The sequence below is a fragment of the Lacrimispora sp. genome (genome assembly GCF_036758025.1).
In the GTDB taxonomy this organism is placed as follows: domain Bacteria; phylum Bacillota; class Clostridia; order Lachnospirales; family Lachnospiraceae; genus Lacrimispora.
Genome location: NZ_DAIOXM010000019.1, coordinates 13,695 through 35,940 on the forward strand (window position 1 = coordinate 13,695; position 22,246 = coordinate 35,940).

The 22,246-nt window shown below is 45.9% G+C and carries 22 protein-coding genes and 1 riboswitch; of the genes, 20 read left to right on the forward strand and 2 right to left on the reverse strand.

The features are described 5' to 3' along the window. The first annotated feature begins 16 nt into the window (after positions 1-16). The 11 genes from V7M78_RS15410 (at position 17) to V7M78_RS15460 (ending at position 9,622) form a co-directional block, all read left to right on the forward strand. Entirely contained in the window at positions 17-154 is a 138-nt protein-coding gene (locus V7M78_RS15410; protein ID WP_333651129.1) for a FeoB-associated Cys-rich membrane protein, read from the forward strand. A gap of 110 nt (positions 155-264) precedes the next feature. Beyond that, entirely contained in the window at positions 265-687 is a 423-nt protein-coding gene (locus V7M78_RS15415) for a Fur family transcriptional regulator (protein WP_333651268.1), read from the forward strand. A gap of 167 nt (positions 688-854) precedes the next feature. Further along, positions 855-1,142, forward strand: coding sequence for a DUF6110 family protein (locus V7M78_RS15420; protein ID WP_333651132.1), 288 nt, complete (start codon positions 855-857; stop codon positions 1,140-1,142). An 18-nt stretch (positions 1,143-1,160) separates the two neighbouring features. Further along, the gene (locus V7M78_RS15425) at positions 1,161-3,236 is read left to right on the forward strand and encodes a heavy metal translocating P-type ATPase (RefSeq protein WP_333651134.1); all 2,076 of its coding nucleotides are present in this window, start codon (positions 1,161-1,163) and stop codon (positions 3,234-3,236) included. Between the two features lie 50 nt (positions 3,237-3,286). Further along, a riboswitch (TPP riboswitch) is annotated at positions 3,287-3,400 on the forward strand. A 51-nt stretch (positions 3,401-3,451) separates the two neighbouring features. Then, positions 3,452-3,748, forward strand: coding sequence for a thiamine-binding protein (locus V7M78_RS15430; protein WP_333651136.1), 297 nt, complete (start codon positions 3,452-3,454; stop codon positions 3,746-3,748). After that, on the forward strand, positions 3,717-4,478 hold the full coding sequence (locus V7M78_RS15435) for an ABC transporter permease (protein ID WP_333651138.1): 762 nt from the start codon (positions 3,717-3,719) through the stop codon (positions 4,476-4,478). Before V7M78_RS15430 ends, V7M78_RS15435 begins: the two co-directional genes overlap by 32 nt. 75 nt (positions 4,479-4,553) lie before the next feature. Further along, complete coding sequence (locus V7M78_RS15440) at positions 4,554-5,630, forward strand: ABC transporter substrate-binding protein (RefSeq protein ID WP_333651140.1); 1,077 nt, start codon at positions 4,554-4,556, stop codon at positions 5,628-5,630. 18 nt (positions 5,631-5,648) lie between these two features. After that, positions 5,649-6,389 carry an ABC transporter ATP-binding protein gene (locus V7M78_RS15445; RefSeq protein WP_333651142.1) on the forward strand — a complete coding sequence of 247 codons (741 nt, stop codon included), beginning with the start codon at positions 5,649-5,651 and terminating at the stop codon, positions 6,387-6,389. 152 nt (positions 6,390-6,541) lie between these two features. Beyond that, complete coding sequence (locus V7M78_RS15450; protein ID WP_333651144.1) at positions 6,542-7,396, forward strand: MerR family transcriptional regulator; 855 nt, start codon at positions 6,542-6,544, stop codon at positions 7,394-7,396. Between the two features lie 112 nt (positions 7,397-7,508). Next, on the forward strand, positions 7,509-8,549 hold the full coding sequence (locus V7M78_RS15455) for an NAD(P)H-dependent amine dehydrogenase family protein (protein ID WP_333651146.1): 1,041 nt from the start codon (positions 7,509-7,511) through the stop codon (positions 8,547-8,549). A gap of 191 nt (positions 8,550-8,740) precedes the next feature. Beyond that, the gene (locus tag V7M78_RS15460; protein ID WP_333651148.1) at positions 8,741-9,622 is read left to right on the forward strand and encodes a DMT family transporter; all 882 of its coding nucleotides are present in this window, start codon (positions 8,741-8,743) and stop codon (positions 9,620-9,622) included. 89 nt (positions 9,623-9,711) lie between these two features. Here the strand turns inward: V7M78_RS15460 and V7M78_RS15465 are convergent, their stop codons facing one another. After that, a complete protein-coding gene (locus V7M78_RS15465; protein WP_333651150.1) occupies positions 9,712-10,221 on the reverse strand; it encodes a hypothetical protein in 510 nt (169 codons plus the stop codon). A 375-nt stretch (positions 10,222-10,596) separates the two neighbouring features. Between V7M78_RS15465 and V7M78_RS15470 the strand changes: the two genes are divergently transcribed. The 7 genes from V7M78_RS15470 to V7M78_RS15500 all read left to right on the forward strand — a co-directional run bounded on the left by V7M78_RS15470 (position 10,597) and on the right by V7M78_RS15500 (position 18,405). Then, positions 10,597-12,309: a L,D-transpeptidase family protein gene (locus tag V7M78_RS15470; protein WP_333651152.1), complete on the forward strand. Its 1,713-nt coding sequence runs from the start codon at positions 10,597-10,599 to the stop codon at positions 12,307-12,309. 19 nt (positions 12,310-12,328) lie between these two features. Continuing rightward, on the forward strand, positions 12,329-12,601 hold the full coding sequence (locus V7M78_RS15475) for a GNAT family acetyltransferase (protein WP_333651154.1): 273 nt from the start codon (positions 12,329-12,331) through the stop codon (positions 12,599-12,601). A gap of 226 nt (positions 12,602-12,827) precedes the next feature. Continuing rightward, complete coding sequence (locus V7M78_RS15480; protein WP_333651156.1) at positions 12,828-14,501, forward strand: glutamine--tRNA ligase/YqeY domain fusion protein; 1,674 nt, start codon at positions 12,828-12,830, stop codon at positions 14,499-14,501. A gap of 112 nt (positions 14,502-14,613) precedes the next feature. Beyond that, entirely contained in the window at positions 14,614-16,038 is a 1,425-nt protein-coding gene (pdxR, locus tag V7M78_RS15485; protein WP_333651157.1) for a MocR-like pyridoxine biosynthesis transcription factor PdxR, read from the forward strand. 101 nt (positions 16,039-16,139) lie between these two features. Then, on the forward strand, positions 16,140-16,997 hold the full coding sequence (locus V7M78_RS15490; RefSeq protein ID WP_333651159.1) for a hypothetical protein: 858 nt from the start codon (positions 16,140-16,142) through the stop codon (positions 16,995-16,997). Between the two features lie 3 nt (positions 16,998-17,000). Next, complete coding sequence (locus V7M78_RS15495; RefSeq protein ID WP_333651161.1) at positions 17,001-17,963, forward strand: AraC family transcriptional regulator; 963 nt, start codon at positions 17,001-17,003, stop codon at positions 17,961-17,963. 82 nt (positions 17,964-18,045) lie between these two features. Further along, complete coding sequence (locus V7M78_RS15500) at positions 18,046-18,405, forward strand: hypothetical protein (RefSeq protein ID WP_333651163.1); 360 nt, start codon at positions 18,046-18,048, stop codon at positions 18,403-18,405. A gap of 71 nt (positions 18,406-18,476) precedes the next feature. Here the strand turns inward: V7M78_RS15500 and V7M78_RS15505 are convergent, their stop codons facing one another. Beyond that, positions 18,477-19,415, reverse strand: a complete 939-nt coding sequence (locus tag V7M78_RS15505) for a helix-turn-helix transcriptional regulator (protein WP_333651165.1) — start codon at positions 19,413-19,415, stop codon at positions 18,477-18,479. Positions 19,416-19,635: 220 nt separating this feature from the next. On the opposite strand from V7M78_RS15505, the gene V7M78_RS15510 reads away from it, so the two are divergent. After that, a complete protein-coding gene (locus V7M78_RS15510; RefSeq protein WP_333651270.1) occupies positions 19,636-20,919 on the forward strand; it encodes a Gfo/Idh/MocA family protein in 1,284 nt (427 codons plus the stop codon). A 33-nt stretch (positions 20,920-20,952) separates the two neighbouring features. After that, entirely contained in the window at positions 20,953-22,245 is a 1,293-nt protein-coding gene (locus tag V7M78_RS15515) for an ABC transporter substrate-binding protein (RefSeq protein ID WP_333651167.1), read from the forward strand. Position 22,246 lies beyond the last annotated feature (1 nt).

The window sequence follows — 22,246 nt, forward strand, 5'->3', positions numbered from 1 at the left end:
AAAGGAGGCACCGCATATGGGAACATTAGTTGTTTTAGCTGTTGTGGCAGGCCTGGTGGGGCTTGTTGTGAGAAGCATGATCAGAGATAAAAAGAAGGGGAAATCCCTTCATTGCGGAAGCGATTGCGGCCAATGCGGCGGTCACTGCCACTGAGAAAAGATGGATGAAAAATAACGGTAAGCAGAGGTGCACAGGTGGAAAGTCGGAATAAAGTGAAGGAGGGGAGAAAGTTGCCCGACTCCAGAAACTATCACAGGACGAAAATGCAGAAAGAACTTATTATTGAGAGGCTGAAGGAAAAAGGCTGCAGGATCACCAAGCAGCGCCTTGTGCTGCTGGATATCATACTGGAGCACGAATGCTCCAGCTGCAAGGAAATCTACTACAAGGCATCAAAAACCGATGGAAGCATTGGTGCGGCTACGGTTTACCGGCTGGTCAATACCCTGGAAGAAATCGGTGCAATCAGCCGGAAAAATATGTATAAGATCGCTTATTCAGAAAATTGTTCCATGGAGGATGCGTGTACGGTTGTCCTCGACGATGCGACTACCTATCACTTGTCCGCAAAAAACTGGAACTCCGTTGTTAAGGCCGGTCTTGCTGCATGCGGCTATTTAAATGATCAGAAGATTTCCTCCATTACCGTAAAACCTTGTCAATGTGAGAGCGTAGATTGTTCTTAAACTTTGGGCCAGCGATATGACGCTGGCCCTTTTTAACCGAAAATTTAATTGTAAAATCGATAAAATTTATCAATAATCAGGGTTATATTTGACGAACCGTAAATATGACTGCTATGATGAAAATAGAAAGAAATAAAAATTTGAATATACGAAGGAGGATTTAAGTGATGTGGAATATTTGTAAGCTTCAAAAAGCAGGTATCTTTTTAGGAGGTGTGCTCTTTGGAACTGCAGGAGTTAAGATCCTCTCAGGAAGAGATGCCAAGAAGGTTTATACAAACTGTACTGCAGCCGCTTTAAGAGCCAAGGACTGTGTGATGAAAACAGCTACCACAGTTCAGGAGAATGCAGAGGACATCCTTGCAGAGGCAAAGCAGATCAATGAAAAAAGAGAAGCAAAGGAAACTGTCTGTGAGACAGAAGAATGCTGTGGAAGCGGAAACAGCGAGGAATAAATACAGAGGAAAATAAAAGTGAAATTTATCATTAAACATGAAATACCGGGAAGGCTGCGGGTTCATTTTGATCAGCCCCGGATGACCTGCAGAGAGGCAGATACCCTGTTGTATTACCTTCATTGCCTGAAACATGTTACCGGCGTGAAGGTTTACGAGCGAACTGCCGATGCCTCTGTCTGCTATGTGGGAGACAGGGACGAGGTCATTGCTGCTTTGCGCCGTTTCCGGTATGAATCCGTCAATGTGCCGTCAGGTGTCATTGAACATTCCGGCCGGGAGCTCAATGCCAGTTACCAGGAAAAGCTGGTGAAGAGAGTGGTCATGCGGACCGTGGGAAAGTATCTTCTTCCTGCGCCTCTGGGAAGCGTTCTCATTGGAATCAGATCAGCAAAATATATCTGGAGAGGGCTTAAAAGTCTTTTAAAGGGCAAGCTTGAAGTGTCAGTTTTAGATGCTGTTGCCATTGGCGTCTCCGTGGTGCGGGGAGAAATGGGGACAGCAGGCTCTGTCATGTTTTTGCTTGGAATCGGAGAGCTTTTAGAGGAATGGACCCATAAGAAATCAGTGGGCGATTTAGCCAGAAGCATGTCCTTAAACATCAGCCGGGTATGGCTCCTTGCCGATGGTCAGGAGGTGCTGGTAGAGGCTTCTTCTATTGTGCCCGGAGACAAGGTTGTGGTTCATGTGGGAAATGTTATCCCGTTTGACGGAATTGTGGCTTCCGGAGAAGCCATGATCAACCAATCCTCCATGACCGGAGAATCCCTTCCGGTGAGGAAGGAAACCGACGGATACGTGTATGCAGGAACTGTAATAGAGGAAGGCGGACTGGTCATTGACGTGAAGGAAGTGTCCGGTTCCACCAGATTTGAAAAAATCGTTACCATGATTGAGGAATCGGAAAAGCTTAAATCCGCCGTAGAGGGCCGGGCCGGCCGTCTGGCTGACAGGCTGGTGCCCTATACTCTTGCAGGAACAGGACTTACCTGGCTTCTTACGAGAAATGTCACACGGGCTTTGTCTGTGCTGATGGTGGACTTTTCCTGTGCCTTAAAGCTTGCTATGCCTATTTCGGTGCTTTCTGCTATCAGAGAGGCCAGCATGTACCATATTTCCGTCAAGGGAGGAAAGTATCTGGAAGCAGTAGCAGAGGCTGGAACCATTGTCTTTGACAAGACCGGAACCTTAACAAAGGCCAGGCCCACCATGAAAGAAGTAGTGGTTTTCGGGGAAGAAAATCCGGATGAAATGCTTCGGATCGCGGCCTGCCTGGAGGAGCATTTCCCTCACTCCATGGCAAAGGCAGTGGTAAATGCTGCCAAGGAGCGGGGGCTTGAGCACGAGGAGATGCATTCCAAGGTGGAATACATTGTGGCTCATGGCATTGCTTCCTTTATAAACGGCAGAAAGGTGGTCATCGGAAGCTATCATTTTGTCTTTGAAGATGAGAAGTGTACGGTGGATGAACAGCACCGTCAGCAGTTTGAAAATCTGCCCGATGACTGTTCTCATCTCTATCTGGCTATGGACCAGAAGCTTTCTGCTGTCATCTGTGTGGAAGATCCTCTTCGGGAGGAAGCTGCCGCAGTAGTGAATTCCTTAAAAAAGGCCGGAATCCGCAAGGTGGTCATGATGACCGGAGACAGTGAGCGGACTGCCGCTGCTGTTGCGGCAAAGGTGGGCGTTGACGAATATTATTCTGAGGTGCTGCCTGAGGAAAAGGCACGTTTTGTAGAAAAGGAAAAGGCATCAGGCAATGTGGTTATTATGATAGGAGACGGAATCAACGATTCTCCCGCCCTTTCTGCGGCTGATGTGGGAATTGCAATCAGCGACGGTGCTGAAATTGCCAGAGAGATTGCGGACATTACCATTGCTGCGGACAATCTTTATGAAATTGTTACTTTAAAACTGCTGAGCGACAGCCTGATGAAGAGGATTCATAAGAATTACAGGAATATTGTGGGCTTTAATACGGGTCTGATCCTGCTGGGAGTTGGAGGAATGATAACTCCTTCGATTTCGGCTCTTCTTCATAACACATCTACTTTGGGGATTAGTCTTGCCAGTATGCAGAATCTGCTGGATTAGGCATGGCCGCAGGATTGACATTCCCGTGTTCTTGTTGTATACTTGCTGTGACAATTGAAAAGGGGCGCTGGAAGATAGTCCGGCTGAGATAAAACACTTTTGTTTTAAACCCTGTAACCTGATCTGGATAATGCCAGCGTAGGAAACTTTCAGGCTCGCCTGTTTACCCGCCAGTATATCCGGCGGGTTTTTTAATACAAGAAAAGGAGAAAATTATGAATGCAAGCGTAGCAATCCAGACTTTGCCTGAGGCAAAAAATGATGAAGATTTAATCCGTATTGTTGATGAGGTAATAGACTATATTAAAAGCACAGGACTTAATTATTATGTAGGGCCTTTTGAAACGGCTATTGAAGGCGATTATGATGAACTGATGGATATTGTGAAGGAGTGCCAGCATATCGCTATCCGGGCAGGTGCGCCTTCTGTTGCCGCTTATATTAAGGTGACCTACAAGCCGGAAGGAGATGTGCTCACCATTGAAAAGAAAGTTACAAAGCATCACCAATAGGATGTGGTCCTGGTCTGCCATTGTACTGATTCTGGTTTTATGGCAGGCCGTAACATCCTTTGGCCTGGTGGACCCTTTTCTGCTTCCTTCTCCTGTTAGTGTGGGAAAAGCCTTTATAAAGGAATTTCCCGCGTTAGCGGGACATGCCAGGATCACTCTTACAGAGGCTTTTACAGGGCTTTTTCTGGGGGTGGCGGTAGGGTTTGGAATGGCTGTGGTCATGGATCATTTTGACGGGCTTTATAAGGCTTTTTATCCTTTAATTGTCCTGTCCCAGACCGTTCCTACTGTAGCCATTGCACCGCTGCTGGTTTTGTGGTTTGGCTATGAAATGACGCCAAAGGTTATCCTGATTGTCATAACCACCTTTTTCCCCATTACAGTGGGGCTGCTTACCGGTTTTAAGGCCGCAGACCCGGATGCCGTAAACCTTCTTAAGGCAATGGGAGCGGGAAGGGTGCAGATCTTCCGCTATATTAAGCTGCCGGGCGCCATGGGACAGTTTTTTGCAAGTCTGCGGATATCGGCTTCTTATGCAGTGGTGGGAGCGGTTATTTCCGAATGGCTGGGAGGCTTTGGAGGACTTGGAGTTTATATGACCAGGGTGAAGAAGGCATTTGCATTTGACCGGATGTTTGCGGTTATTTTTCTCATATCAGTGATCAGCCTTTTGCTTATGAAGGGCGTGGAATTGCTCTCAAGGAAATGTATGCCTTGGGAACGTGAGTGAGATAGAGGAAGCTATACCATTAAGCCCAAGAGCATACCATTATGCCCAAAAAACTTGGGCAAGAAAGAGGATATTATGAAAAAGAGAAGTTTTGCAATATTAGCTGCAGCCATAGCAGCGGCGGCTTTAACAGCTTGCGGCGGCGGAAGCAGTCAGACGGGCAGCAGCCAGGCTGGAAGTATTGCTTCCAGTGAGGCAGGCAGCACAGCTTCCGCTGAAACAAGCGGTGGGGCAGAGGAAACACAGGATTTAAAAAAGATCACATTTGTTCTGGACTGGACTCCCAATACCAATCACACAGGGCTTTACGTTGCCCAGGAAAAGGGGTATTTTAAAGAGGCAGGTCTTGAAGTGGAGATCGTTCAGCCGCCGGAAGACGGAGCTGAGGTGCTGGTGGCATCAGGAAAGGCCCAGTTCGGCATTTCCTTTCAGGACAGTATGGCTCCGGCTTTGACAGGAGATGCAGCCCTGCCCATTACAGCGGTGGCGGCAGTGATCCAGCACAATACCTCAGGGATTATTTCCAGAGAGGGAGAAGGCATGGACTCTCCTAAGGGTCTGGAAGGGAAAAAATATGCCACCTGGGATTTGCCGGTGGAAAAGGCTATGGTTGAGGACGTTATGACAGCCGCCGGAGGCGATTTCTCCAAGGTTCAGCTCATTCCCAGCACAGTAACTGATGAGGTTTCCGCCCTTCAGTCAAAAAGTGTAGATGCTATCTGGATTTTTTACGCCTGGGCAGGGGTGAAGATGGAAGTGGAGAACCTTTCAACCGATTACTTTGCCTTTGCTGACATCAATCCTGTTTTTGATTATTACACCCCTGTGGTCATAGCGGGAAATGAGTTTTTAAAGCAGGACCCGGAGACAGCCAGAGCATTTTTAAGTGCACTGAGCCAGGGATATGAGGATGCTGTAAATGATCCGGAGGAAGCAGGAAAGATTCTTTTAAAAGCGGCCCCGGAGCTGGAAGAAGAGTTGGTAATGGCCAGCCAGAAATACTTGGCAGACCAGTATAAGGCAGACGTGGATGTGTGGGGCTATATGGACCCGGAACGCTGGAACCGTTTTTACGGCTGGCTCAATGAGAAGGGTCTTTCAGAAGAAATTCCTGAAAATACAGGCTTTACCAACGATTATCTGCCCCAATAAAACGATCAGGAGAATACCATGGCACATTTGAAGGCAGAGGGCATAACCAAGTCCTTTGATGGAAGAACCATTATAAAAGAAGTTTCCTTAGAGCTTTTAGAGGGGGAACTGGTGTCCCTCTTAGGGGTCAGCGGAGGAGGAAAGACTACTCTGTTTCACATTCTGGCAGGAATCAGCCTGCCGGATGAGGGCCATGTATATCTGGATGGACAAGATATTACGGGAAAACCGGGGCTTGTCAGCTACATGCTTCAAAAGGACCTTCTTCTGCCTTACCGGACAATTGTGGATAACGTGGCTCTTCCGCTGATTATTAAGGGGATGAAGAAAAAGGAAGCCAGGGAAAAGGCAGGGGCTTATTTTGAGAGATTCGGCCTGGAGGGAACTGAGAAGCAGTACCCCTCCCAGTTGTCCGGAGGAATGAGACAGAGGGCGGCTCTTTTGAGAACATACTTGTTTTCCGGCAGCATCGCCCTTTTGGATGAGCCCTTTTCTGCCCTGGATATGCTGACAAAGGCCAGGATGCACGAATGGTATTTAAAGGTGATGGAGGAAATCAGGCTATCCACTTTGTTTGTCACTCATGACATTGATGAGGCCATTCTATTATCAGATCGAATCTGTCTACTGACCGGAGCGCCTGGAAAGATCACCAAAGAGATCATCATAAAGGAGCCAAGGCCAAGGGGAAAGGACTTTTCCGTTTCAACGGAATTCATGGAGTATAAAAGAGAGATTTTAAAATATCTGGAAGGATAATGATTTGGAATTGATGCGGGCTTTCTCATAAGTCCGCATATTTTTTATGGGAATTTCGTTAAATAAGTATCAGAAACCTTATTGTAAGTATCAAGTTTATTTTGTATAATAAAGTTAAAATAACGTGTTATTTGTGATGAGGATTGATTGATATGATAAAAATGGCAAATATAGATGTTAAAAAAATGACAATTGGAGAAATGGCTAAGATCAATCATATATCAGAACAGACCCTGCGGCTTTATGACCGGGAGGGTTTGTTTTCTCCGGTGTACCGGGATGAGAAGACCGGATACCGCTATTATGACATTCGCCAGAGCGCCCAGCTTGACATGATCCGGTACATGAAGGCTCTTGGGATGCCTCTAAAAGAAATCCGGATTCATATGAAGAAATGGGATATGGGCCGGGTCAGGCAGCTTCTTCGGGAAAATCGGGATGCCATAGACCAGAAGATTGTGGAGCTTAATCTGCAAAAACGGGCCATAGAACGAACCCTTGACAGCTATGAGCGCTATGAGGCGGCTCCGCCTGATGGGGCCATAGTCTTAGAATACATACCAAAACGGCAGATGTACGTGAAAAAGACGAAAACAAACTTCTATGATTATGAAATTGATGAATATGAACGCCTTTTGCGGAGCCTGAAAGAGGATATGACCGCCCGCAGCATATCTTCCTTTTACTTTGCAAATGCGGGGACAATTCTGAAACAGGATAACTTTATGAAACGAAATTTGTTTTCCACGGAGATATTCGTATTTGTGGATCAGGATTATGTGGATGAAGAGCTGATTACAGTCATACCCGCAGCCTCTTATCTCTGCATTTACTGTGACCGCTTTTCCAAGGAAAAAGAATATATAGACCGGCTGCTGGCAGCCATAGAAGAAAACCGGTACAGGGTGACAGGGGATTATATCTGTGAAGTCATTGTAGAAATGCCCTTTGACTATAGGGAGAGGGGGATGTTTCTGCGTTTGCAGGTGCCGGTCCGGATGTCCTGATTTTTGGTGATTTTGCTCCATTGACCTCATACCGCCTATAACCTTTATACTGAAGACATCAACAACCGTTTCCCAATAAATTTTTTTATGAATAGAAAGGATGACAGTTATTATGATGAATTACGAAAAGATTCGTGTGGTGCAGTATGGATGCGGAAAGATGGCCAAGTACATTTTAAGATACCTGTATGAAAAGGGTGCGGAAATCGTAGGTGCCATTGATGTAAATCCTGAGGTGGTAGGAATGGATGTAGGTGAATTTGCCGGCCTTGGATTTAAAATCGGCGTCACCATCCGAAGCGATGCAGATGCAGTTCTGGATGAATGCGATGCGGATATCGCCGTTGTGACCCTATTCAGCTTTATGGATGATGTTTACCCTCATTTTGAGAAATGCGTTTCCAGAGGAATCAATGTGGTGACAACCTGTGAAGAAGCCATTTACCCATGGACGACAGCTTCTTCTATTACCAACCGCTTAGACCGTCTTGCAAAGGAAAACGGCTGTACCATCGTCGGTTCCGGAATGCAGGACATTTACTGGATCAATATGATCGGCTCCGTGGCAGGCGGCGTACACCGGATTGACAAGATCGAGGGCGCAGTCAGCTACAATGTGGAAGACTACGGCCTGGCCCTTGCTGAGGCTCACGGTGCAGGAATGACTCCTGAAGAATTTGAAGAAAAGATTGCCCATCCCACCACTTTGGAGCCTTCCTATGTGTGGAATTCCAATGAGGCCCTGTGCAATAAGATGGGATGGACCATCAAATCCCAAACTCAAAAATGTGTACCTTACTTCTATGACAGCGACTTATATTCCGCCACCTTAGGAGCCACCATTTCCAAGGGTAACTGCATCGGCATGAGTGCGGTTGTAACCACGGAAACCTTCCAGGGACCGGTCATTGAAACACAGTGCATTGGAAAGGTCTATGGCCCGGAAGATGGAGATATGTGTGACTGGAAAATCATTGGAGAACCGGATGTAACCTTCTTCGTCCGGAAACCGGCTACGGTTGAGCATACCTGTGCTACAGTGGTAAACCGCATCCCAACCATACTCAACGCTCCGGCAGGGTTTGTAACGGTTGAAAAGCTGGAAAATGTTCAGTATATGACATCTCCCATGCACATGTATCTGGAGGACTGATAAAAAGCTCCGGATGCAAATAAGACAGATCATAAAAAATCCGCAAAACAGCAGCAGGCTTTGCGGATTTTCTTATGATTATAATAAGGGGATTTAAAGATCAGGAATCCTTTGACAATACAGGAAGTAATGATATAATCATGAGAGTGCCTTAAAAAAAGAACGATAATGGACAACAAAGGAGAAGAAAAGTGAAAGTTCTTGAAAAGCATCCCATGATTATGATTATCATTGGAGTGATAGGAATCTCTGTCTCTGCAATTTTTGTAAAATATTCCGATGCCCCCTCCGTGGTGACGGCAGCTTACCGCATTTTGTGGACGGTTGGCATTATGTCTCCCTTGGTATTTGGAAGCAGGGAAGTGCGGAAGGAAATGAAGCAAACAGATAAGAAGACCATTGTTTTATGCGGGGTCAGCGGTATGTTTCTGGCCTTTCATTTTGTGGCCTGGTTTGAATCCTTAAATCAGACCTCTGTGGCAAGCTCCACCGCCATTGTCTGCACCGAGGTGATCTGGGTGGCCCTGGGATTTGTCCTGTTTTTAAAAGGAAAGATGGGACGTGGTGCTATTTTCAGCATTGCAATCACGGTTCTTGGAAGCCTGCTTATTGCCTTTTCCGATTACTCTGCCGGAGGAGATAACTTATATGGGGATGGGCTGGCTCTGGCCGCCGCCGTGTTTTCAGCCATATATACCCTGATTGGGCGTGAGGTGCGCAAGGGAATGTCAACCACCTCTTATACATATTTTGTTTACGTGTTCTGTGCTCTGACCCTTTGTGTTTCTGCTGCGGCAGCAGGAATCCCATTTACCGGGTATGGAGTCCGCTCTGTGCTTGTAGGGCTTTTGCTGGCCGTGTTTTCCACCTTGCTTGGACACAGCATTTTCAGTTGGTGCTTAAAATACTTGTCCCCTTCCTTTGTGTCTGCTTCCAAACTTTGTGAACCGGCTGTGGCCGCTTTGTTTGCTGCCTTTCTCTTTGGGGAAATTCCGGTTCTTTTACAGGTTATAGGCGGGGTTATTACCATTGGAGGAGTGCTTCTTTACTCCAAAGTGGAGAAAAACCAGTAGGATATTCCGCTGATTCAGTTGAAATAAATACAGGACAATGTGAAAACCGCAGAATACTGTTCCTTCTGCGGTTTTTCCTGTCATTTCTTTTAAGGCGTTTGTTCAGGAGAGCAGAACACAATCACCTTTGAAGGGGTGGTAATAGCCGGGATGCTTCGTGTAGTAAACATGTAAAGGACCAGAAGATAGTGATTTGATGGCGGGTAGAAAAAGATCTGTCCGTTGGAAAGGAGTATCTGCGTATCATAGTTATTGGTCAGACTCAGCTTCAGGGTGTTGTCCGAGCTCACTAGATTTTCGTCAAAGTAATCAAGCATGGCCTGACGTCCATCCGTATCCCGAACCAGGGCGATGGCTGTAAACTGGGGAGGATAAATGAGAGGAACGGGAGCCATTGTGTCATAAATGGCTATGATGGAATCACCAGATATAAAAGTATGCTGCTCCAGAACGTAGGTCTGGGAAGTGACGATCAAATTGACCTGGCCCAGGCTCTGGCTCATCATGGAAAGCATCAGAGAGCATCTGGCATTGTCATGGGAGGTCCTTAACGGTGTAACGGAACTGACTATTCCGTATATGGAGGCATAACGTGTCATAGAAACCTTCTACCTTCTACATTATTCTTTACCATATCTTATGAAGACAGGAGTAACTGTATGAAATCTTTTGTTGGAAATAAGTCCGCCATGCACATTCATAATTTGGCGGATGGAGTATATTTTTGGAGGCTGAGGTACTGGCCGCCAAATTATTCATGTCGGGCGTTCGCCCTATAGAAATATTAGTTTAAACAGTGCTTAGTGAGCGAGCTCACACGTACTGTTTAGACTAATATTTCTGCATGGCTCATCGGTGATGCAAATCGTAATAAAAAAGTCAAGAAATATACCATAAATATTTAGACATATTTCGCATATATAAGTTATAATAATCAGTGATTATGAAAAGTATAGCAAAGAGGTAGGAAATAGATGGAAAAAAGAGAACCGCGCAGCAGAAAGAAAAAAACATTTGGCTTAAAAGGATGGGCAGCTGTGTCCGGCATCACTGTAGCTGCGGCGGCATTGATTGGAACGCTGGTATACATACAGATCGGAAAACAATATGAAACCGTATTTTTTCCCAATACAACCATCAATGGCATGGATGCATCAAAAAAATCTGTAGAAGAGGTAAAGGAGCTGATCTCCAGGGAAGCCCGCAGTTACGTTTTATCAATCAGGGGAAGAGGGGGAAATGAGGAGCAGGTGAAGGGAAGCGACATTGGCCTGGAACCTGTTTTTGACGGAAGGCTGGAGGCAATTTTGTCAGAGCAGGAGCCCAACCAGTGGTTTCAGCACCGGAAAACGCCTCAGACCTTTGACATAGACACCATGATCCAGTATGATCAGGATAAATTTCAGGAAGTCATTGACCGTCTGGCCTTTTTTCAGGAGGAACGGATAGAAAAGCCTGAAAGCGCATACATATCCGACTATAAGCCGGGAACGGGATATGCCATTGTGGCGGCAAAGGAAGGAAACCAGCTTGACCGGGATAAGGCGTTGTCCGTTATTTCCCAGGCTGTTTTGGACTTAAAGCCGGAGCTTTCCTTAGAGGAGGCGGAGGCTTATGTGCGCCCTCACGTTCCCACCGATGATCCGGATCTGGTCAGCCGGGTGCAGACTATGAATCAGTATGCAGGCACTACCATAACCTACAATTTCGGAGGAGAAAAAACGGTTTTAAACGGCGATACCATTTCCCAGTGGATCAAAACGGGAGAGGATGGAAAGGCGTATTTAGACAGCGGAGCAGTGGCTTCTTATGTAAAGGGGCTGGCATCTAAACGGGATACATATAACAAGGCAAAAACCTTAAAGACCTCCTACGGCCAGTCCGTCAGAATTACAGGCGGCGTTTACGGCTGGAGGATTGACCAGAGTGCTGAGGCAGATGAGCTGGCACAGCTTATCCGTTCCGGACAGAGCCAGGTGAGAGAGCCGATTTACAGGCAGAAGGGAGCCAGCCACGGAGAAACGGATTACGGCAATACTTATGTGGAAGTCAACCTGACTGCCCAGCAGTTATTTTTCTACAAGGAAGGAAAGCTGGTGGTAAAAACAGATTTTGTATCCGGCAATGAGTCAAAGGGCTGGTCCACTCCTGCCGGTGTATATTCCATTACTTATAAAGAGCGGAATGCCACCTTAAAGGGGGAGGATTACAGAACCCCGGTGTCTTACTGGATGCCCTTTAACGGAAATATCGGCTTTCACGATGCTTCATGGCGCAACAGCTTCGGGGGAACTATTTTTAAGACCAGCGGTTCCCATGGCTGCGTTAACCTGCCTCCGGCATCGGCAAAGATCATCTTTGAAAATATAGCTTCAGGAGTTCCGGTTTTATGCTATCACCTACCGGGAACAGAGTCAAAGGCGGCTTCAGGCGGAACCACAAAGCCGGAAGAGACAAAGCCTGCTGAAACAAAACCAACACAAGGGACGACAGCACCTACGACTGAGGCTCCCAAGCCCACCACAAGCGCCCCAACTACTGCGCCTGTACCGACTACAGAAGCAGTGACCAAGGCTCCTGAGACAGAGCCTTCCACAAGCGCTTCTTCTCCTGAAAATAAGGAAAAAGGGCCGGGTGTTTCCAGTGGTTCCGGAAAAAATGAAGTAGGGCCGGGAGTGCGGCGCTGATGAATGGGAGGAATGAAGGATGCTGGTAAAAGAAAAGTTTGTACCCCTTCAATTTTTTAAGAGAGAAGCCTATACCGGAAGCCGGAAGGGAATGCGTTACCGGGTGGCAAAGGCAGAAGACGGCCTGGAGGCAGTGGTTTATCCCGGACCTTACTGCTATGAGGCGACAGAGGAAGAAAAGAAGACCAGAGTTGTCTTTCCTTTTTCCGATGAAGGGCTGGGCCAGGTGGTAGACTGGATCAATGAACAGTATGAGGAACATAAAAGCATCTGGGATGGTGCAAGAAGATAGAAAAGAGACCGGTTATACAAAATGAATGCGGTGCAGCTTAAATGCTGCGCCGTTTTTACTGCAGAAAAATGCCGGACCGGCGCAAGGATGAGACATTTACCCCTTTTCGAAACAGCTGAAATATGGTATGATAGCTTATTATGAATATAAAAAGCTGTCATCATAATCGGATGGACTGCAGGCAATGCAGCCCTATTATTGGAATGACTTACATGGAGGAAGAGAGATGGAAGACATCAAAGAGGAAGTAATTTCCAAAAACTTTATTGAACAGGAGATAGATAAGGACCTTGCAGAAGGCGTTTACGATCACGTGCAGACCCGGTTTCCACCCGAGCCAAACGGCTATCTGCATATCGGACATGCAAAGTCCATTTTGCTTAACTACGGTCTTGCTCAAAAGTACGGCGGAAAGTTCAACCTCCGTTTTGACGATACAAATCCGACAAAAGAGAAGACAGAATTTGTGGAATCCATTATGGAAGATGTAAAGTGGCTGGGTGCTGATTTTGAGGACCGCCTTTTCTTTGCGTCTGATTATTTCCAGACCATGTATGACTGTGCTGTTCTTTTGATTAAGAAAGAAAAGGCATTTGTCTGTGATCTGACTGCGGAAGAAATCCGGGAGTACAGGGGAGATTTTAAGACTCCGGGAAAGGAAAGTCCTTACAGAAACCGCAGTGTGGAAGAAAACTTAAAGCTGTTTGAGGAAATGAAAGAAGGCAAATATAAAGACGGGGAAAGAGTTCTTCGGGCTAAAATTGATATGGCATCTCCTAACATCAACATGCGTGACCCGGTCATTTACCGGGTGGCTCATATGACCCATCACAATACCGGGGACCAGTGGTGCATTTATCCCATGTATGATTTTGCCCATCCCATTGAGGATGCTATTGAGAAGATCACCCATTCCATCTGTACTCTGGAATTTGAGGATCACAGACCTCTGTATGAGTGGGTGGTAAATGAATGTGAATTTGAAAATCCTCCCCGCCAGATCGAGTTTGCCAAGCTTTACCTCACCAATGTGGTAACTGGAAAGCGCTATATCAAAAAGCTGGTGGAGGACAATATTGTAGACGGCTGGGATGATCCCCGCCTGGTTTCCATTGCAGCCTTGAGAAGAAGAGGCTATACCCCGGAAGCCCTGCGCATGTTTGTCAATCTGGTAGGCGTATCCAAGGCCAACAGCTCTGTGGATTATGCCATGCTGGAATACTGTATCCGGGAAGATTTAAAGCTGAAAAAGCCCAGAATCATGGCTATTTTAGATCCCATTAAGCTGGTGATCGACAATTACCCGGAAGATACCATAGAGTACCTGGACGTTGCCAACAACCTGGAAAATCCGGAGCTGGGAGAGAGAAATGTTCCCTTTGGAAAAGAGCTTTATATTGAAAGGGAAGACTTTATGGAAGAGCCTGTTAAAAAGTATTTCCGCCTCTTCCCTGGCAATGAAGTCCGTCTGATGAATGCCTATTTCGTAACCTGTACAGGCTGTGAAAAAGATGAGAACGGCAATGTGACTGTGGTTCACTGCACTTATGATCCTGAGACAAAGAGCGGTTCCGGCTTTGAAGGAAGAAAAGTTAAGGGAACCATTCACTGGGTGGCTGCTTCCACCGCAGTGCAGGCAGAATGCCGCTTATATGAAAATATTGTGGATGAGGAAAAAGGAAAGCTTAACGAAGACGGAAGCTTAAACTTAAATCCAAATTCCCTGATCATCTTAAAGGACTGCTATGTAGAGCCGGGTCTTGAAAATGCAAAGGCTTATGACAGCTTCCAGTTCGTCAGAAACGGCTTTTTCTGTATTGACTGCAAGGACAGCAAGCCGGAGCATCTGGTATTTAACCGGATTGTGTCCTTAAAGAGTTCATTTAAAATAACAAAATAACCGTAGCAGGCCAAGGCTTGTTAAAAGAAGAAATGCTGCATGGCTGGGACAAAAGGACGTGCGGCATTTCCCTATATTCCGCCTTATGGGGTGGAAAAGGAGGTCTTTTCCCATGGAGCTTATGATACCCTTAAAAAACTGTCCGGGCTGGCCCTATTACAGCCAGATTTACAGCTATATCAAAGAGGAGATCAAAAAGGGAGGCATAAGGCCTTCCACCCGCCTTCCTTCCACCCGTCTGCTGGCTGATCATTTAAAGGTGAGCCGCAGCACCACTCAGATGGCTTATGAACAGCTTCTTTCGGAAGGGTACATTGAATCCATTCCCTGTAAGGGCTATTATGTCTGCACCATTGACGGGCTGGTTCACACCGGACAGGTTCAGGGAGTGGGGATATCTTCCCCGGCAGGTCCTGCTTTTGGCGGGAAAAAGGCGGACTCGGCCCAGTGGAAAGTGGATTTTTCTCCAAGAGGAATCGATCTGGAGGCATTTCCCTTTAACACCTGGAGAAAGATATCAAAAAATACTCTTGTAGACGATAATAAAGAAATGTTTGCAACAGGAGACCCTCAGGGGGAACAAAGCCTCAGGGAAGCCATCCGGGTCTATCTTCATTCTGCCAGAGGGGTAAATTGTCAGGCAGAGCAGATCATCGTAGGAGCGGGAAGCGAATACCTGTTGATGCTTCTGTCCCAGATTCTAGGCACGGGGCAGGTCATTGCCATGGAAAATCCCACCTACAAGCAGGCTTACCGGGTATTTGACAGCTTAAAATACCGGGTGGTCCCGGTTTCCATGGACCGGTGGGGAATGTCGGTGGAGCTTTTGGAGAAAAGCGGGGCTGATATCGCCTATGTGATGCCTTCCCACCAGTACCCCACGGGAATCGTTATGCCTGTGAAGCGGAGGCAGGAGCTTCTGGCGTGGACCTATGAAAAAGAGGGACGGTATTTGATTGAGGACGATTACGACAGTGAATTCCGCTATAAAGGAAAGCCCATTCCTGCCCTTCAGGGATTAGATGGGAGAGAACGGGTCATTTACTGCGGAACTTTTTCCAAATCCATTGCCCCTGCCATCCGTGTAAGCTATATGGTTTTGCCGGGGCCCCTTCTTGATATTTACCGGGAACGGGTCAGCTTTTATGCCTCCACCGTATCCCGCATTGACCAGAATATCCTTTACCAGTTCATGTCAGAGGGCCATTATGAGCGCCATTTAAACCGGATGAGATCGGTTTACAAGGCCAAGCATGACGTTCTCACTGCCGGACTTAAGTCCTTTGAAGGCGATTTTACCATTAGAGGAGAATATGCAGGACTTCACCTGCTTTTGACTGACAAAAGGGAAAGATCTGAACAAATGCTGATTACAAAAGCGGAGCAGGCAGGAGTCAGAGTTTATGGTATGTCGGGATATTTTATCCATGAAGAGCATAATACCTACCCGTCCACCGTCGTTCTTGGATTTGCAAGCCTTACGGAAAAGGAGATAAGGGAAGGGCTGGAGCTTTTGAAGCTGGCCTGGGGCTTATGAGACAAGGTGAATTTGTCCGAGGGACAAAGAGAAAGCCCCCTGGGGAGAAGGTGAACTTGGCATAGGTCAAAGGGAGGCCCCCTGGGGAAAGGAGGGATTTTGTGAAGGAAAGAAAACGGACTATGGCAGCCATTGGGCTGATCACTGTTTTATTGCTTGCTTTGGGTGCTGCGGGAAGTGTAAAAAATGAGAAAGCGGCTCAGAGAAGAGAGAGTCAGACAGAGAATTTTGCAGCTTTGACAGCCAAAGAGGCCTTATCTGAGGCTTCTGAGGAGGCAGCGGCGGAGATTTCCCTTACTCCGGAGCAAAAGGAATTTCTGGATCAGCTGACAGAGCAGATGGACCGGGGGGATCTAGAGGGAGCCGCCAGAACTTTAAACAGCTATGAAATACCATGGAAGGAATTTCCCTGCATGTATGACGGAACGGCTATGAAGGCAGAGGTTTCTGATGGAAAAGGACTGGTATTTATAAAGGCTTCCACGGTTTTTTACGGGGATTTTGCAGGAGGCAGTCCTCAAGGAGCCTGTACGGCTCTTCAGGTTTTGGAGCTGGAAGAGGGGAAGCGTTATGATTATTCCCGTGGAACCTGGGATCAGGGAAAGATGACGGGAGAGGGAGAGAGCGGTTATAATTATTACGACGGGGTGACAGAGGACGTTACCAAGATGAATATAAAGAAGGGAACATACCAGGAGGATTTGATGGAGGGGGGAGTTACCTACACCAGCATCAATGCGGCAGGAGAAGAGACAACCTGGCAGTTTGAAGTGACTGGCGGGGTAATTGTTCCCGATGATAAGTGGATTAAGGAGACGGACAGTTCCGGAGCTGTTGTCTATAGGCTGATGGCAGAGGGAGACGAGGTTCATGCTTATACCTTAAGCGAAAGTGCTATGGGAGAGAGCCGGTGGAAAAATCTGATTGTATATGAGAACTGGAAGGCGGGAGGCTTTTAAGGGGTGAATCAGGAAATCATAGACCGTTTGGGCGTCATTACAGACGAAGAACGGGAAATATTGGGCGGGCGGACTGAAATTGACCGAAAGAGATATACGGAAGGGCAGGAGCTGGTCATTGACAGCAAAAAAATGCTGGACCATGGGAAGCTGATTTCCATAAGGCCTCATACCCGGTTTGTTCATTTCCCAAAGCATAAGCATAATTATATTGAAGTGACTTATATGTGCAAAGGGCAGACGACTCATATCATTGACGGGGAAAAGGTGGTTTTAAAAAGCGGAGAGCTGCTGTTTTTAAACCAGCATGCCACCCAGGAAATTCTCCCGGCAAGGGAGGAGGATATTGCGGTAAATTTTATTATTCTTCCTGAGTTTTTTGATACTGCCTTTGAAATGATGGGGGAGGAAGAAAACCTGCTGAGAGATTTTCTGGTAGGCTGTCTTTGTTTTGATCCCCGCTATGCCAGCTATCTTCATTTTAAGGTGGCAGAGGCTTTGCCGGTGCAGAATCTGGTGGAAAATATGGTGTGGACCCTGCTCAGTGACCAGCCTAATAAAAGGAGCATCAATCAAGTTACTATGGGGCTGTTGTTTCTCCAGCTCATGCATTATACGGATAAGATCAGCCATTCTTCCGAAAGCTTTGAACAGAAGCTGATTTTTCAGGTTCTGGCTTTTATCGATGAAAATTACAGGGAAGGGGAGCTGACAGAGCTTGCCGGGATTTTGGGATATAATATTTATTGGCTGAGCCGGGCCATTAAGCGGCTGACTGGCAGGACCTATAAAGATCTTCTGCAGATTAAACGGTTAAATCAGGCTTCTTTTCTCCTTTTGAATACCAGGCTGACGGTGACTGATATTTCCATTGCAGTGGGGTATGACAATACCAGTTATTTTCACCGGATTTTTCGGAATTACTATGGAATTTCTCCTAAGGAATACAGGGATTCGGCTTCTTAGGGAGGGGTGAAAAGAGGTGAGATAAGGGATGACTTTGCTTATGGAGTGTGGTATAATATTTTCATGAATGGGAGGGATGAATATGACTGAAAGTGAAAAAATAGATCTTTTATTGCAGGCAGTAACTGGTATTCAGGCTGATATGCAGGAAGTTAAAGCGGACGTGCAGGGACTTAAAACTGACATGCAGGAAGTTAAATCGGACGTGCAGGGACTCAAAGCTGACGTATCAGAATTAAAACGAAAAGTATCCGTGATTGAGTTGACACTGGAAAATGAAATCAGCCATAATATTATGGTAATTGCCGAAGGCCATTTAGATTTAAACCGTAAGCTCGATGAAGCCATCCACCTTACCAGTGACATTAAGGCAAAACAGGAAATTCAGGATTTATATATCAGAAGACATGACAATAAACTGAGGACCAAAGGGATTTCATAGCCCGCAGGTAAAATAATAAATGTTGTATACAAAGAAAAGCGTAAAGTCAAAGGACTTTACGCTTTTCTTTGCTATGGAGCGATTCCCATTCTCTTTTTGCTGGTATTTGTGACTTCATTGGAATACTTTTTAACGGAACTAAAATATTCCAAAGGAGACATACCTGTTGTCTTTTTAAACTGTCTGGAAAAGTATTGAAGGGAGCTGTAGGAGAGAAAATGCGCAATCTCTGTAAAGTTCATGTTCCCATCCCTCATAATTTCCTTGGAACGCTCAACCTTCATTAAGTTAAAATAATCAATGGCTCCGCAATTTTTTTCTCTGTGAAACAGAGAGTGAAGGGTGGAGCGGCTTATGGAAAACTCATCGCATATAGCTTTTATAGAAAGATGTTCACAGATGTGATACTCCATAAACTGGATAATCTGTTCTAAGTGGCTGGAATTGGAAGAAAGAGCCTTATGTTCCGTTGGCATGGAGTCAATGGAGCCCTCATCTGCTTTAAAATGGTTTCGTTTTATGTAAATTAAAAAGATTTGTAAATATAAAAGGATAAGCTGAGGCGCTCCAAAGGGCGGCTGCTGGACAAGCTCCACCTTTTCAATGGAGGGAATGTGAAGGGGAGTGGAAAATGCTGATTTTGCCTCTGCAATCATTCTGGAAATAAGGAAACGCTCTTCCTGATCCAAGGAACAGGTTTTCCCTTCAAAAAACTTCATGCTTTTGGAATGACAGCGAAAGGAGACTGCTACCAGGTTGGGAGCCTTGTTTCCCGACGCCTTTAAGGCATGAAATTCATTTGGTTTATGGAAAATAATATCCCCGGCTTTTAAATAGTAAATGGACTGGTCTGCCTGTACAATGATTTCCCCTTTATCCACATAAAGAAATTCCCAGAAGTCATGGGATTCCCCGGAAAATACAAAATCTTTCATATACTCAAAATAATGGATTGTTATGATCTCATGGATTTCAAATTCTTTATTCAGGGCTGTGCTGCAATATGCCATGGGAATACCTCCTTTGGCTTTTAGGGTAACATAAAAAAGAAAAGCTGGCAATAAGAACCTGTTAAAGTTGACCCAAAGAGCCTAGACTCTATGAATGATTTTGTGCATAATAGCATAAAAAATGAGGAATCTGCCAAGGAGTCCGGACAATAGTATAAGCATATCCTCAGGGTTCATTATATAATAGTAAAAGAATCTTAAACACTTAAAAATGGAGGATATCATGGAAAAGATTAAAGTTGCCCTTGCAGGCCTTGGGAGCAGGGGAAAGGATGCTTACGCCCCTGTTGCAAAGCTGTTTCCGGAAAAGATGGAAGTTACCGCCATTGCAGATATTGACAGGGCAAAGGTGGAAGAAGTGGCAAAGGAGTATGGAATACCGGAAGAAATGTGTTTTAACAGTGCGGAGGAAATGTTGAAACAGGAACGTCTTGCAGATGTGATGTTTATTACAACCCAGGACAGGCAGCATGTGGGCCATGCGATTCCGGCTCTTGAGAAGGGGTACGACCTGCTGCTGGAAAAGCCTGTTTCCCCGGACATTGATGAGTGCAGAGATCTTTTAAAAGCAGCCAATAAGCTGGGCCGGAAAGTAGTAATCTGCCATGTGCTGCGCTATACGCCTTTTTACACGAAAGTAAAGGAAGTGATTGATTCCGGAGTGATCGGCGACGTGGTCACTGTTATGGGGATTGAAAACGTAGGTTATTGGCACCAGGCCCATAGCTTTGTAAGAGGAAACTGGAGAAATTCAGATATAACCAGCCCTATGATTCTTCAAAAATGCTGTCATGACATGGACCTTTTATTATGGCTCACCAAAAAAACGTGTGAGTCTGTCACTTCTTTTGGAGGCACTTATCTGTTTAAAGAAGAAAAAGCTCCAAAAGGTGCTGCAAAGCGCTGCCTCGATGGATGCAGTGTGAAAGAAGAATGTCCTTTTGATGCGGAGAAAATTTACATAACCAATGAAGCCACCGGTGTTGCCCATGGAAAGACCCACTGGCCATGTGATGTACTGACCCTTCACCCTACGGAAGAAACCGTTGTGGAGGCTGTAAAGACAGGCCCTTACGGAAGATGTGTCTATCATTGTGATAACAATGTAGTGGATCATCAGGTGGTGAATTTAAACATGACAGACGGCTCTACCATCAGTTTTACCATGACTGGATTTACGGAAGAAAACTCCCGCTATACAAAGTTTATGGGAACAAAGGGAGAGATTGAGGCCAGTCTCCATTCCAATCTTATCACTGTAAGACCTTTTGGAAAAGAAAAAGAAGTCATTGATGTTTCCAAGTTATCCGATGATTTTTCCGGACATGCCGGGGGAGATAAGCGGCTGGTGGAAGAATTTATTGATATGATCAGGGAAGGGAGAGAGCCAGACCGTACCATGACCACTTTGGAGCAATCCCTTGAGAGCCATTTTGTAGCTTTGGCTTCAGAACAGTCCAGAATTCTTGGCGGAAAGCCTGTTTATTTAAAGGATGTCCGTTAAGCTTAAAATTCAAATAAAAAGGAGAGAACAGTTATGAAGAAAAGAAGTGTGATCAAAACATTGGCATCAGGCCTGGTACTTGCCATGGCCGCAGCCAGCCTTGCAGCATGCAGCAGTACAGGCGGACAAGCCTCAAAGGGAGGTCCTGTGACCCTCAGCCTTGGAATCTGGGATGAGAAACAGCGTCCTGTTATGGAAAGCATGATACAGGCTTATGAAAAAAATCATGAGAATGTGAAGGTGGAAATTCAGCTGACCCGCTATAAGGGCGGTGAATACTGGACCAAGCTGGAGGCTTCTGCAACAGGAGGAACAGCACCGGATGTGTTCTGGCTGAACGTGCTCCATGCAGAAGATTATTATGATGGAGGCATTTTGCTGGATTTAAATGAATACCTGGAAAAATCCGATTTAGATTTAGAGAAAAATTTTCCTCAGTCTCTTGTAAGCGCTTATAATTTTGATGATAAGCAGATTGCAATACCAAAGGATTTTGATACCAATGCCCTATGGTATAACAAGGAAATCTTTGATAAGGCAGGAGTGGCTTATCCTACTGATGACTGGACCTTTGAAGACCTGGTAAGCACCTGCAAAGAGCTTAAAGAAGCAGGGCTTGATGACGGCGTGTATCCCTTTGCCTGCCCGATTGATTTCCAGACCTGGTATTATCCTACGGTATATGCAAACGGCGGCTGGATTTTAAATGAAGACAAAACGGAAACCGGCTATGCAGATCCCAAGACGCAGGAAGGAATCCAGTGCTGGATTGATCTGATCGGAGAAGGTTACTCCCCTTCAGCAGCTTCTTTGTCAGAAACAAATGCTGATGCCATGTTTGGAGGCGGACAGCTTGCCATGGTGTTAGCCGGTTCTTATATGACCCCGGAGTATATGGGAAATGAAGTGATTAACACCAAAATTGATCTGGTGGAGTTTCCGGAATTTAATGGAGTTGAGCCAAATATCATAAACGGGCTGGGCTATTCAGTATTTTCAGGAAGTAAAAACAAGGATGCAGCAGCAGATTTTGCATTGTGGATGGGAAGTGAAGAAGCCATGAAGATTCAGGGAGAAAGCGGAGTTGTTATTTCTGCCCGCAACGACGCCCAGGGATACTTCACTGAATCCAACAAGGATTTAAACCTGGCTGCTTACACCAATCATTCTGATAAAGCCAATCCTCTTCCTGTATGCAAGTCCTCTGCGGAAATTTACGATCTGGAAGAAGAAGCTTTAAAGGCGGCCTATTCCGGCAGCAGGCCCCTGGTGGATGCATGTGCAGAGCTCAAGGCTGCCGCGGATGAAGTGCTGGCAAAAAAATAAT

Coding starts and splice junctions, on each gene's coding strand:
- pdxR (WP_333651157.1), top strand. CDS start 14,614: ATGGAGCTTATGATACCCTTAAAAAACTGTCCGGGCTGGCCCTATTAC.
- V7M78_RS15410 (WP_333651129.1), top strand. CDS start 17: ATGGGAACATTAGTTGTTTTAGCTGTTGTGGCAGGCCTGGTGGGGCTT.
- V7M78_RS15480 (WP_333651156.1), top strand. CDS start 12,828: ATGGAAGACATCAAAGAGGAAGTAATTTCCAAAAACTTTATTGAACAG.
- V7M78_RS15440 (WP_333651140.1), top strand. CDS start 4,554: ATGAAAAAGAGAAGTTTTGCAATATTAGCTGCAGCCATAGCAGCGGCG.
- V7M78_RS15475 (WP_333651154.1), top strand. CDS start 12,329: ATGCTGGTAAAAGAAAAGTTTGTACCCCTTCAATTTTTTAAGAGAGAA.
- V7M78_RS15450 (WP_333651144.1), top strand. CDS start 6,542: ATGATAAAAATGGCAAATATAGATGTTAAAAAAATGACAATTGGAGAA.
- V7M78_RS15415 (WP_333651268.1), top strand. CDS start 265: ATGCAGAAAGAACTTATTATTGAGAGGCTGAAGGAAAAAGGCTGCAGG.
- V7M78_RS15500 (WP_333651163.1), top strand. CDS start 18,046: ATGACTGAAAGTGAAAAAATAGATCTTTTATTGCAGGCAGTAACTGGT.
- V7M78_RS15465 (WP_333651150.1), bottom strand. CDS start 10,221: ATGACACGTTATGCCTCCATATACGGAATAGTCAGTTCCGTTACACCG.
- V7M78_RS15420 (WP_333651132.1), top strand. CDS start 855: ATGTGGAATATTTGTAAGCTTCAAAAAGCAGGTATCTTTTTAGGAGGT.
- V7M78_RS15430 (WP_333651136.1), top strand. CDS start 3,452: ATGAATGCAAGCGTAGCAATCCAGACTTTGCCTGAGGCAAAAAATGAT.
- V7M78_RS15470 (WP_333651152.1), top strand. CDS start 10,597: ATGGAAAAAAGAGAACCGCGCAGCAGAAAGAAAAAAACATTTGGCTTA.
- V7M78_RS15445 (WP_333651142.1), top strand. CDS start 5,649: ATGGCACATTTGAAGGCAGAGGGCATAACCAAGTCCTTTGATGGAAGA.
- V7M78_RS15515 (WP_333651167.1), top strand. CDS start 20,953: ATGAAGAAAAGAAGTGTGATCAAAACATTGGCATCAGGCCTGGTACTT.
- V7M78_RS15455 (WP_333651146.1), top strand. CDS start 7,509: ATGATGAATTACGAAAAGATTCGTGTGGTGCAGTATGGATGCGGAAAG.
- V7M78_RS15505 (WP_333651165.1), bottom strand. CDS start 19,415: ATGGCATATTGCAGCACAGCCCTGAATAAAGAATTTGAAATCCATGAG.